General features: G+C 28.0%; 14 protein-coding genes. 1 reads left to right on the forward strand and 13 read right to left on the reverse strand.

What is annotated here, in order from left to right; genetic code table 11:
• Positions 1-12: 12 nt before the first annotated feature.
• The 7 genes from rsmH to TR13x_RS03070 form a co-directional block, all read right to left on the reverse strand.
• Entirely contained in the window at positions 13-945 is a 933-nt protein-coding gene (gene rsmH, locus TR13x_RS03045) for a 16S rRNA (cytosine(1402)-N(4))-methyltransferase RsmH (RefSeq protein WP_054870398.1), read from the reverse strand.
• Positions 946-1,033: 88 nt separating this feature from the next.
• Entirely contained in the window at positions 1,034-1,465 is a 432-nt protein-coding gene (mraZ, locus tag TR13x_RS03050) for a division/cell wall cluster transcriptional repressor MraZ (RefSeq protein WP_054870399.1), read from the reverse strand.
• 285 nt (positions 1,466-1,750) lie between these two features.
• Positions 1,751-1,909, reverse strand: coding sequence for an aspartyl-phosphate phosphatase Spo0E family protein (locus TR13x_RS10885; RefSeq protein WP_082394758.1), 159 nt, complete (start codon positions 1,907-1,909; stop codon positions 1,751-1,753).
• A 179-nt stretch (positions 1,910-2,088) separates the two neighbouring features.
• Positions 2,089-2,829 (reverse strand): prolipoprotein diacylglyceryl transferase, encoded by a 741-nt coding sequence (lgt, locus tag TR13x_RS03055; protein WP_054870400.1) that lies wholly within the window; start codon positions 2,827-2,829, stop codon positions 2,089-2,091.
• Positions 2,830-2,922: 93 nt separating this feature from the next.
• Positions 2,923-4,212 (reverse strand): EF-P 5-aminopentanol modification-associated protein YfmH, encoded by a 1,290-nt coding sequence (gene yfmH, locus TR13x_RS03060; RefSeq protein ID WP_054870401.1) that lies wholly within the window; start codon positions 4,210-4,212, stop codon positions 2,923-2,925.
• A 12-nt stretch (positions 4,213-4,224) separates the two neighbouring features.
• On the reverse strand, positions 4,225-5,499 hold the full coding sequence (gene yfmF / locus TR13x_RS03065) for an EF-P 5-aminopentanol modification-associated protein YfmF (protein ID WP_054870402.1): 1,275 nt from the start codon (positions 5,497-5,499) through the stop codon (positions 4,225-4,227).
• 22 nt (positions 5,500-5,521) lie between these two features.
• Positions 5,522-6,709, reverse strand: coding sequence for a CbiX/SirB N-terminal domain-containing protein (locus TR13x_RS03070; protein WP_054870403.1), 1,188 nt, complete (start codon positions 6,707-6,709; stop codon positions 5,522-5,524).
• A 260-nt stretch (positions 6,710-6,969) separates the two neighbouring features.
• Between TR13x_RS03070 and TR13x_RS03075 the strand changes: the two genes are divergently transcribed.
• Positions 6,970-7,509 carry a hypothetical protein gene (locus TR13x_RS03075; RefSeq protein ID WP_054870404.1) on the forward strand — a complete coding sequence of 180 codons (540 nt, stop codon included), beginning with the start codon at positions 6,970-6,972 and terminating at the stop codon, positions 7,507-7,509.
• Positions 7,510-7,585: 76 nt separating this feature from the next.
• Here the strand turns inward: TR13x_RS03075 and TR13x_RS03080 are convergent, their stop codons facing one another.
• The 6 genes from TR13x_RS03080 to TR13x_RS03105 all read right to left on the reverse strand — a co-directional run bounded on the left by TR13x_RS03080 (position 7,586) and on the right by TR13x_RS03105 (position 12,648).
• Entirely contained in the window at positions 7,586-8,104 is a 519-nt protein-coding gene (locus tag TR13x_RS03080) for a YhcN/YlaJ family sporulation lipoprotein (protein ID WP_054870405.1), read from the reverse strand.
• 209 nt (positions 8,105-8,313) lie between these two features.
• Positions 8,314-8,961 (reverse strand): phosphate signaling complex protein PhoU, encoded by a 648-nt coding sequence (gene phoU, locus TR13x_RS03085; RefSeq protein WP_200905808.1) that lies wholly within the window; start codon positions 8,959-8,961, stop codon positions 8,314-8,316.
• Between the two features lie 11 nt (positions 8,962-8,972).
• A complete protein-coding gene (gene pstB / locus TR13x_RS03090) occupies positions 8,973-9,728 on the reverse strand; it encodes a phosphate ABC transporter ATP-binding protein PstB (protein ID WP_054870407.1) in 756 nt (251 codons plus the stop codon).
• Between the two features lie 16 nt (positions 9,729-9,744).
• The gene (gene pstA / locus TR13x_RS03095; protein WP_054870408.1) at positions 9,745-10,602 is read right to left on the reverse strand and encodes a phosphate ABC transporter permease PstA; all 858 of its coding nucleotides are present in this window, start codon (positions 10,600-10,602) and stop codon (positions 9,745-9,747) included.
• Positions 10,602-11,519, reverse strand: a complete 918-nt coding sequence (gene pstC / locus TR13x_RS03100; RefSeq protein ID WP_054870409.1) for a phosphate ABC transporter permease subunit PstC — start codon at positions 11,517-11,519, stop codon at positions 10,602-10,604. The genes pstA and pstC overlap by 1 nt, the downstream gene beginning before the upstream one ends.
• Before the next feature lie 163 nt (positions 11,520-11,682).
• Positions 11,683-12,648, reverse strand: coding sequence for a PstS family phosphate ABC transporter substrate-binding protein (locus TR13x_RS03105; protein ID WP_054870410.1), 966 nt, complete (start codon positions 12,646-12,648; stop codon positions 11,683-11,685).
• Positions 12,649-12,673: the final 25 nt, after the last annotated feature.

The following is a 12,673-nucleotide window of genomic DNA, read 5'->3' on the forward strand; positions in this document are numbered from 1 at the left end:
CAGTTTAGAACACTAAACTTTCTCTGCTATTCTTAGTTTAGCGCTCCTAGCTCTAGGGTTTTCTGAAAGTTCTTCACTAGAAGGTAAAATAGGTTTCTTAGTTATTACCTTTAACTCTCTCTTTTTATCACACATACACACGGGTAATTCTGGTGGACAAATACAATCTAAACTTAACTCTTTAAAAGTTTCTTTAACAATTCTATCTTCTAATGAATGAAATGTTATTATGCAAATTCTTCCACCTTTATTTAAAAACTTAACTATATCCTTAATAGTCTGTTCCAAAATACCTAATTCATTATTTACTTCAATTCTTATTGCCTGAAAAGTCCTCTTAGCCGGATGAGGCCCATCTTTTCTTGCTCCTTTTGGAATAGCTTTCTTAATAATTTCTACTAACTGCCCAGTAGTATTTATATTATTATTTTTTCTATGTTCAACTATAAATTTTGCAATTCTACTAGCCCATCTTTCTTCGCCATATTCTCTTATTATTTTTGCAAGTTTATCTTCAGGATATTTATTTACAACATCCCATGCATTAAGATCTTTAGTTCTGTCCATTCTCATATCTAAAAAAGCATCTTTTTTATATGAAAATCCTCTTTCGGCTACATCTAATTGATGTGAAGATACACCTAAATCTAATAGTACACCATCTATTGCATTAATATTCAATCTACTAAGTATATTACTAATATTGCTGAAATTATCATGTACTAAAGTAACTTTTTCAATATATTGTTTTAATTCTTCTTCTGCTTTTTGTAAAGCATTTGTATCTTGATCAATTCCAATTAAATGTCCATTTTTTAATCTCTTTACAATTTCTTTTGAATGTCCAGCTCCTCCTATAGTACCATCAATATAAATTCCATCCTCACAAATATTAAGTCCATCTATAACCTCATTTAATAAAACTGAAACATGTTTGAAGTCCAACTTAATCACCTCGTTACTATTCTTTTTCTTTTGTAAATAGAAAATAATTTCTAAAATTAGTATTAGTTTTGAAAAAAATTAATATTTACTAAATACCTAATTCAGCCATTTTTTCAGCAATATTTTCATAACTTAAATCTTCATCTTCGTTATATGAAATCCATTCTTCTTTACTCCAAATTTCTACTCTATTTGAAACGCCTATTATTATAGCATCCTTTACAAGTTTACAATGCTCTCTTAAATTGCTAGGTATTAAAATTCTACCTTGTTTGTCTAATTCACACTCTGTTGCTCCTGCAAAGAAAAACCTTACAAAAGCTCTTGCATCCTTTCTAGTTAGTGGTAGTGATTTTAATTTTTCTTCCAACACCTTCCACTCACTTTTTGGGTACACAAAAAGACAGTTGTCTAACCCTTTTGTTAAAATAAAAGATTCTCCTAAGTTCTCTCTGAACTTAGCTGGTATTATTAATCTGCCTTTTTTGTCAATTGAATGTTGATATTCTCCAATAAACATACATTACACCCCATTGTTAGGAACAAACCCCCACTTCCTACCACTTTAAACCACATTTATATCTTCTATAATATTTTTTGAATTCCTGCTATCAATTTGAAATTTTTTTGAAAATATGCTAGTACACAGGACCTATTTAAATAAACTTACATTGTTATTTTTTAGACAATAAAAAATACGGCTAAAAGCCGTATTGTTATTCTTAGATTATTTACTTGTTATTATTTAAATTTAAATATCAAATTCAAGCGAACGTGGTTTAAAGTGGTAGGAGTATTAATATTTCTAGTTGTTTTTTAGATTATTTCCTTTACTCAAGTAAAAAAGTGCTATCAATTTATCTAGTTTAACGCTCAGTTCATATACAATTTCATAATTTTGTTCTTCATTTATCGATTTATTGAGCTTGTCCCTTAAGTGAGCAATCTGATCTTTTAAAGTCATAATATCAACTCCTACCATAAGAAAATATTAGGTAATGTCATTTTATTACATTCTTCGCCTAAATGTCAATACAAATTTATCCAAAATTACAAAGAAATTTTAATTTAGACATCAATTATCTACTTTTATCATCTATTCCCGTGTATTTTCTATATTTTTTAGAATAAATTCCAATTATTTTACATTTTGTGCAAAATATCTTTCCTTCTTTTATAAAACAAAATAAATGAAACTGCTATAATTACAACACTTATTAATTGTGCTACTCTGAAATGTCCTAACATTAAACTATCAATTCGTAATCCCTCTATAAAGAACCTAGCAAATGAGTATAACATTAAATATAATAGAAAAACTTCACCTTTAACTTTTACTTTATTTTTTCTGTACCATAGTAAAAACAAAAATACCGCGAAATCCCATATTGATTCATATAAAAAAGTAGGATGAACTTTTTGTCCATTAACAATAATTCCCCACGGTAAATCAGTAGGAGTTCCATAGGCTTCTTGGTTAATAAAATTACCCCATCTACCAATAGCTTGGCCTAAAATAATACTTGGTGCTACTATATCTGCTATTTCCCAAAAACTTATTTTTCTGACTTTACAATAAACTAAAGCAACTATAACAGATACAATTATAGCTCCATGAATAGCTAAACCTCCACCTCTAATATTTATCATTTTTAATATATCACCTTTATAGTACTGCCAATTGAAGATTACATAATATATTCTTGCACCAATCACAGCCAGTGGTATAGCAAAAATAAGCAAATCTATGAGTTTTTCTTCATCAAAACCAATCCTTCTACATTCTTTAACTGCTATTACAGTACCTAATAACATTCCTAATGAAATTAAAATTCCATACCATCTTACTGATATTCCAAAAATCTCAAAAGCAATCGGATTCATACAACCACCCCTCAAATAGAATTGAAGCTACTAGCAATCTAGTAGCTAACATACATTTCTATTATATTTTTATAAATCTAATTAGTCAATAAATTACTGAGGATTTACTATTGAAATAACAAAATTATCTTCCCTAAAATGTTTATCTAATCTTTTCTGCACATCTTCTAAACTTATATTTTCAAGTGTATTCATATATTTAAACAAAGATGTATTTCTAAAATAATAAGATGTAAAAGAATTAGCTATAAATTCTATTGAATCAAAATCCATTATGTGATATCCTATGAATTTTTTCTTAATTCTAATAAATTCCGTTTTATTAAAACCACTTTTTTTGATTTTTTCTAAGTATTTAAGTACCATATTAAGAACTTCTTTAGGATTAATAGACTCCCCTCCTATTATAGAATGGCCATAATCCTTATAGCCAATATACTGACTACCAAAAGTATTATTTATTAACCCAGCTTCATATAGTTTTTGATATAACTCAGAGCTTCTACCAAACAATAAGTCTAATAATATATTAGTTTCTATGTCTTTTTTAAGCAGCATATCACCATCATATCCTAAATCCAAATCCTTGAATCCAATATTAAATAGTGGTGATGCAACCTGTAAAGTTTCTTCCAAAATACTTTCCTTAATATTTTTAGGCTCTTCTGGATAAAATCTCTTAATATTTAAATCTTCTGTTGAACTATTATTCTTCAAAGCATTTTCTATTACTTTTAAAGCTTTTTGAAAATCAAAATCACCTACCATAACAAGTACCATATTCTCTAAACTATAAAACGTACTATAACATTTATATAGAAACTCCTTATTGATTTTCTTTATACTTTGAACGGTTCCTGCAATGTCTATCTTAATCGGATGATAATGATACATACCTCTTAAACAATTAAAAAATACTTTCCAATTAGGCGAATCATCATACATCCTTATTTCTTGCTCAATAATTCCTTTTTCTTTTTCAACATTTTCATCTGTAAAATATGGATTCTGTACAAATTTTACTAAAAGCTCTAAGTTTTCATAAAACTTATCTGTACAAGTAAATAAATATGATGTTTGATTGAAATTAGTAAATGCATTTACATATGAACCTAGCTCTGAAAACTTTGTAAATATATTTCCTGTAGGTTCTTCAAAAAGTTTATGTTCTAAGAAATGTGCTATTCCCTCTGGTACTTCTATAGGTTGAGTCTCACCCACAGGAATAAACTTATTATCATTTGAACCATATTTAGTTGAAAACATTGCATATTTCTCTACATAACCTTTTTTGGGTATATGATAAACACTTAAACCATTATCTAATTTTGTAAAGTTAAGCTTCTCATTTAATTTATCATGTGTAAATACTTCTGTTTTCAAAAGTATTCCTCCCTACTTTTCCCTTTTAGTTAAGAAATATATTGTATCTAACTTAAGTTTTTTAGCAGCTTCTACTATTTCATCTTTAGATACATTTTGTATTATTTCAATTATTTCATCAATATCTCTATTATCATTTGCAAGTATATTACTTAAATAATAATCAGAAAGAGAAAAATTATTGTCTTTTACAGATTTTATCGACGTTGTTAAAGATTTCTTTGACTGCTCAATTTCAGATTCTGAGAATTTACCTAATTTCATATCCTCTACTTGCTCTTTTATTATATCTAATGTTTTTTGATAATTAGCAAATTCTATACCTGAGGATATTATAAGCAATGATTTATATTTTAATACTCTTGAATAAATATAATAAGCTAAACTTTCTTTTTCTCTAACATTCATAAATAGTTTTGAGTTTGGACCCCCACCAAGTATATTACTCATTACTAATAATGGTTCATACAACCTATCTTCATATGGTATATTGGTTCTAAAACCTAATGTTAGTTTTCCTTGATTAATGTCCATTTCTTCTCGAACTAAATTTTTAGTATGAATCTCTTTTATTACACTTTCTCTCTGTATGTCAATAACTTTATCTCTTTTTATTTCAAAATTTTCTATAAAAGTTTCAGTAACTGTATCCGTATCTATGTCTCCTACAACACATACCTCTATAGGGCTTGACTTTAGAACTGTTAAATAATGTTTATATAACGTCTGGCTGTCTATATCTTTTAAATCTTCTACATAACCATGTTTATACAAACTATATCTCTCATTTTTACACATTTCCTCAATACATCTATCCACTGAGTAAGTTTTTTTATCGTTGATTCTACTTTCAATTTTCTTTTTCAGATTCTCTTTTTCTTGATTTACATATTCGTCCAAGAAACATCCGTTTACCAATAACGGATTGTTAATAATTTCATTTAAAACTTTAATCATTTCTCCAATTAAATTGTTAATTGTAACGTATTTATCGTTTGGTCCTTCTAAAGTAAATCTAATTACTTGTCTTTCTCCTTTCTTAGCAACATCTATGCTTAAATTCGCACCAAATAAATCTTCTAATTTTTTCTGTATATCTACAAAAGTATTATAGTTTTTTGTACCTCTTTTTAAAACCATTGGTAATAGTGCATTTTTAGTTACTTCACTACGTAACAATGGCCTAACGATATAAACACTGATTAGGTTTGATTTGAATTTATCTGTAGTGATTAAATTTAAGTTTACTCCTTCATCGATTTTCTTTCTTATATTTTTTAGTGACAATATTCAAACCTCCCATCCATTATTAGTTCCAAACTTTCATATCTGCTAACCTAATCCTATTTCTTATTTCTTTAATAATATTATCATCATTACAAAAACCATCTATAACTTTAATTTTAATGCCTTCTGGAAAATCTATTTTCTGTTTTATTTTATTAGCTATAATATTATTCTCTATATTAGTAGCTGTAGGCTTTAAATATACACAAAGTACTTCACCGACTCCATACTCTAGCACTTCTTTAACTACTTGAACATAATCTGGTTTTAATTTATCAAACCATGCTATTTTAATTTTAGATTCATCAAGCCCTAATTCTTCAACTAGATATGTTTTTACTTTTTTAGAAAACATTATTTGTTGTTTTATAGATTTAATCGAATTACTCTTATTAGACTCTCCCTGGCCTATTAATACTATTCCCGTATCTTTTATTTTTTTTGCATCTACTTTATTTGAAATTTTGTTTAAATATGAAATAGCTAAATATTCACTATTCCATAAAGGCTCAGTCCATCTAATCTGCACATTGTAATTATATAATCTTAGTTTTTCAATTCTCTTTTTTAATCCTGTAAATTGGCTCCCTTCAGAAAGAATTATAGGTACTATTATTATCTTATAATACCCTTTAGTAACTGAGTCAATAATTTTTTCTTCCACATATTCTGTGTCTTTTAAGTAAGCAATATTTACATAATATTCTTCTGGAAGCTCTTCTTTCAATTTTGCAACTAGTTTTTGCACATTTCTTTTATACTCACTTTTCCCTATCATATGGTAACTGTTCTTAATATTGTACAATTGAAAAGGCATACTTATTTTACTTAAAAAACTTTCATTTAGCAAAACATTAGTTATAGCTTTTGAAGGTATATATATAGGACTTTCGCCTTCAACAACTAATAGCACAGCTTTATCCTCATTTCGTCTATAAGTATTTAAACTAACAATTTTCATATCATATTTTTGAGTAAATAAGAATGTTAAAGATAAGATATAAGTTATTAAAACTACACAGATAAGTAAAAAAATATTCTTTTTTGACCTAAGAATTTTTCTCTGTTCTAATATATTAATAAAACCAATAAATGAAAGAAGCAAAAAGATATTTTCTAAAGTATTATCATATACAAAAAATAATACAATAAAAAAAATAAACATAATAATGTAAAATAGTAATTTATTTAAACTATTAATACCTGACATAACGACACCTACTTTATTTAAAATATATTTATAACTATTTTATGTATATTCTCATATTATTTAGAACTAAGCCTTTTAAGTCCAATGCAATACAATTAAAGTCAACAAAAATACATCTTATCAAATAGAACAATTTTGTAGTTGGATAATTTTTTTAAATGAAATTTGATAAAAATTGAAAGTCTGCAAAGTTATAATAATTTACAGGTCTGCATATTTTTTGTATAATAAAATTGTAGCATTTTAAAGAAGGTGATTATGTGGAACCAGCTAGGAGCAAAAAAATAATCTGGCTAGAAATTTTTTTGATTGTTGCAATCTTAGTTATTATTAACAAAAATTATTTATTTCCAAACAAACATTCTAATGTATTAAGTAATTTAATATTGAAAAATTGCGCGGATAAACAATTTGATAAATTATTAATAATGAAAGAATCTGGTTATCGTATAGTTTCAATAAGAAAAGATAATGACATAAAAAAAATAAATAAAATAATTGCTTATTTTGATAATTTTAAACTTTTAAATTATAATAAACGAATTCCTAATAATTACAGTGATACTTCTTATACCATTCGGCTTGAAAACAGTAAAACTTACGAAAGTTTAACCATTAGAATATTAAATAGTGAGTTTTTAACAATTTCTCTTGAAACCATTGTAAAAGAAAAGAAAAAGCCAAGCCTTACAATTTATAAAACCATTCATAATTACAATAAATATAAAATAACAGATAAGAAAATAGATCTAAAATATATTGACACTATATTTAACTCTTTAGCCTATGAAATAAAATAGAAATTATAAAAGCATTAACCTTTTTAGTCCCTAGAAATTTTATAACAATCTAAAATCCGGTCAATTGACCGGATTATTACATACTAGGTGTTATTCTCCGTATAATCTCTTTCACTTCATCTGCAAACTCACTCATACCTCTACCTTTATTTATTTCCTGAGCAATATCATCTATTCTTTCAAATAAATCAGGATCAGCAGTTACAGTTACATTTTTAATATTTTTATCAATTTGCTTCACCCTTGTTACTATTTGTTTTTTCAAATCCGTAACAACTTTCCCTTCTAAATCTTCCTCAATATCGACTCCTACTAATGCAGTATTGCCAGTTATTACTACAGTTGCATCATCTACACCTGGCAAGTCTACAATACTATCTGCAATTTTCTCTGCTCTTGTAGATAAAGACTTACCTGATTCTTCTTTAATATCTTCTAAATCTTTTCTTTCGATTTCGTTATCTATTATATTTCTTTCTTCTTGCTTAGGTCTTGGTAAATTAGGTTTCTCAGCTCCTCTACAGCCATAGGTAAATACTGTTATAATCATAGTAAATATAAATAACATAATTATTAATTTATTTTTTCTTATCATTTTATCACCTCCTAAATATAGGATTTACATATACAAAAATTTTAAACAAAAAAGAAAAAAATCTTTAATTCCTAAATTCATACATAAAATTCAAATGCTAATAAGTAAATTCTTTTGAAACTTTAAACGGCAGAAAACCTAACCCTCAAAGAGGTAAGATTTTCTGCCGCACTGATAAAATCGTTATATAAACACCAGATTATATAATACTAATATGATACTCTTTCTCCAGTAATCATATATATAATTCTTTCACAAATATTAGTAGTATGATCTGCTACTCTTTCAAGATATCTACCTATTAACAATAAATTTATTGTCTGAGGCATGTTTTTCTTATTTTTAGTTAAAAGCTCTAACAGTTCAATATAAATATCTTTATAGATATTATCTACGATTTCATCCTTTTGAGCTACTTCTTTAGCTAGTTTTAAATCTTCTTTAATATAGCTGTTTAAACTATTCTTTACCATTTCCTTCACTATATCAGCCATTTTAGGAATATCTATTAACGGTTTTATAAACTTTTCTTTACCTATTTTTATTACAACTTCAGCAATATTTACTGCATGGTCACCAATTCTCTCTAAATCCGTTATAATTTTTAAAATAGTACTTATTTTTCTTAAATCTCTTGCAATTGGCTGTTGAAGGGCTATTAAATCTAAACATTTTTCTTCTATCTGTACTTCTAAAGCATCGATTTTATCATCAATTTCTATAACCTTCTTTGCTTTCTCAATATCTTGTTCTATTAGAGATTGAATTGCTATATCTATTGCTTTTTCTACCATAGTCCCCATTTTTAAAAGAGAGTCATGTAATTCTTTTAATTGCTGATCAAAATGTTTTCTCATAATCCCACTCCTTAACCAAATCTACCAGTAATATAGTCTTCTGTTCTTTTATCTTCAGGCTTTGTAAATATCTTCTTAGTACTACCATATTCAATAAGCTCGCCCATTAAGAAAAATGCAGTATTATCGGATATTCTACCAGCCTGTTGCATAGAATGTGTTACTATAACTATAGTATACTCCTTTTTAAGGTCCTCTATCAACTCTTCTATTCTTAAGGTAGCTATAGGGTCTAATGCAGAAGTAGGTTCATCCATTAAAAGTACATCAGGTTCCATAGCTAAAGCTCTTGCAATACACAGTCTTTGTTGTTGACCACCTGATAAAGACCAAGCCGAACTATTCAATCTATCTTTTACTTCATCCCAAAGTGCCGCACCTTTTAAACTCTTCTCTACTATTTCATCTAGTTTTGATTTACTTTTTATTCCATGTCTTTTTGGTCCAAACACTATGTTTTCATAAATTGATTTAGGAAAGGGATTAGGTTTTTGAAATACCATACCTATTTTTCTTCTTAATTCTACAACATCAACATCAGGATCATATACATCCTTTCCTTCATATATTATTTCACCATCGTGTCTAGTACCTTCAATTAAATCGTTCATTCTATTTATCGTTCTTAAAAATGTAGATTTGCCACACCCTGAAGGTCCTATTAATGCTGTTACCTTATTTTCTTCTATATCTAAATTTATATTCTTTAACGCATGAAAATTTCCATAATAAAAGTTCAAATTTTTCACTTGAATTTTTTTATTCATTATAACCCTCCTTAAATTACATTGACACCCTGTTTTGATACTTATTACGCAAATATATAGCCAGTGAATTTATACCCAATAACAATACTAGTAATACTATAATAGCTGCTGCTGCTATATAATGAAAATCAGCTTTTGGCTTTGAAGTCCAACTATATATTTGCATTGGTAATGTAGTAAATGAATCAAATATCCCTTCAGGAGTATAAGCAATAAAAGTTACCGCTCCTACCATAAGCAATGGTGCAGTCTCCCCTAATGCTCTTGCAATCGCTAAAATAGTACCTGTTAAAATTCCAGGCATGGCATAAGGCAATAATACACCAGTAATCATCTGCCACTTAGTACATCCTAAAGCATAAGCTCCATGTTTAAGTTCTTTAGGTACACTTTTTATTGCTTCTTGAGCTGAAACTATAATTACAGGTAATATCAATAATGCTAATGTTAATGCACCTGATAAAATACTTCTCCCAAAACCTAAAGTGTTTACAAATATACCTAATCCAAGTATGCCGAAAACTATAGAAGGAACCCCTGCTAGGTTTGATATATTTATTTGAATTAAATTAGTTAACCAATTCTTTGGTAAGTATTCTTCTAGATATAAAGCCGAACCTACACCTATCGGAAAAGCAAATAGAGCAGTCAACGTAATAAGCCATAAACTCCCAAATAATGGAGCCTTAATGCCTGATTTTTTTGGAAATCTAGAGGCGAAATTCCTAAAAAAATCTATGTTTATCCATTTTAATCCATCGCTTAATATTTCTTTTAATAAAACTACTAAAACAACTAAACCAAATAAAGTTGCTAACAATACAAGCATATGGAAAATCTTATCCTGTAGCTTTCTTTTCGTAAGATTAGTCATTAATACTCCTCCCTGTATTTCTTAATGATAATTTTAGACACTACATTCATTAATAGAGTTATTATAAAAAGCAACATACCAACAGCAAATATTGTTTTATACATCACACTACCATAAACTATATCACCAGAAGCTACCTGTACTATAAAAGCTGTCATTGTCTGTATACTTTCTAATGGATTTAAAGTTAATTTCGGAGTCGAACCAGCAGCTAATGTTACAATCATAGTTTCTCCAATAGCTCTCGATATAGCTAAAACAAATGAAGCAATTATGCTAGATAATGCTGCAGGAATAACCACCTTAGTTGCCACTTCAAACCTAGTACATCCTAAAGCATAAGCACCTTCACGTAATGAACTAGGTACTGCATTCATCGCATCTTCACTTAATGATGAAACCATAGGAATTATCATTATACCAACTGCTATACTTGCACTTAAAGCATTAAAAATATTAGCATCTGGAAAAATATTTCTAACCAAAGGTGTTATAAAAGTTAATGCAAAATAACCATAAACTATTGTTGGAATACCAGCAAGTATTTCAAGTACTGGTTTAAGTATTTTTCTAGTTTTCTTTGAAGCATATTCACTTAAATAAATGGCACTTCCTAAACCTATAGGTATTGATATCAAACTCGAAAAGAAAGATATCATCAGCGTTCCACCTACTAAAGGTAAAACCCCATATTTAGGTGGACTAAATAAAGCTGTCCATTCTGTACCCGTTAGGAATTCAACTATTGATACTTCACGAAAAAACTGAACTGTTTCATAAGATAATATCCATACTATACCAATTGTAGTTGCAATAGAAACCATAACAAAAATAAATAAAATCTTTGATATAACTTTTTCCACCATGTATACCTTTTTTAATGGATTATTTTTATCATTACTAGCAATTTTACTCATAAATAAACCTCCAGTCTTTTGCTAATCACATAATAATTATAATTTAAGAATCTAATACTTTAGTTTATTTTGTGTTAACCCAATGTTAAGTGTTTGTTAAATAATATAATTGTGTAAAAAAAAGAGAGCATTATAGTGCCCTCTTTAAAAATACTATCTAATTTTACTGTCCTGATAATAATTCTTTTAATTGTTTGTCATAAACTTCTTTTTTTAATGGAACATAACCTGTTTCTGGAACGATATCTCTTGCATTTTCTAAGTAGTACTTAACAAATTCTCTAACCTGTTCTTTGTTATTAAATGAATTCTGTGATACATATATGAATAATGGTCTTGAAAGTGGTGTATATTTACCATTTTCTATAGTCTCTGCTGTAGGTTCTACACCATTTATAGGTACAACCTTTAATACATCTTTATTTTCAACATAATAAGCATATCCAAAATAGCCTAATGCGTACTTATCTCCTGCTATACCTTGAACTAATACATTGTCATCCTCTGAAGCTGTAAAATCTGTTCTAATCCTTCCACTTTCTCCAATGATTTCTTCTGTAAAATAATCAAAAGTACCCGAGTCAGTTCCTGGACCATAAAGTTTTATTTCCTTATCTGGCCATTCAGGTCTTACGTCTTTCCATGTTTTCACTGTGCTGTTTGGTTCCCAGATTTTCTTTAACTCTTCAACTGTTAAATTATCAACCCAATCATTTTGTGGATTAACTAATATTGAAATTCCATCATATGCAACCTTAACTTGCTTATATTTAATGCCATTTTCTTCGGCCAATTTCACTTCTTTATCTTTTATAGGTCTTGATGCATCACTTATATCTGTTTCTCCCTTTGTAAATCTTTTAAATCCTCCACCTGTTCCTGATACTCCTACTGTTATTTTAATATCTTTATGCATCTTTTGAAATTCCTCAGCCATAGCTTCAGTTATAGGAAAAACTGTACTGGAACCATCTATTTCTATCTTTCCAGATAAATTACCTGTAGCATCTTTCCCCTGATCGTTTGTTCCTTGATTTTGTGTTTTACTACCACATCCTACAAATGTAAAAATAACTATTACTAAACTTAAAGTTAGAGCTAAAACTTTCTTAGTTTTTCTGCTTAACATATCAGTGCTCCTTTCTCTTTTTTCT

It is taken from the genome of Caloranaerobacter sp. TR13 (assembly GCF_001316435.1).
In the GTDB taxonomy this organism is placed as follows: Bacteria; Bacillota; Clostridia; order Tissierellales; family Thermohalobacteraceae; genus Caloranaerobacter.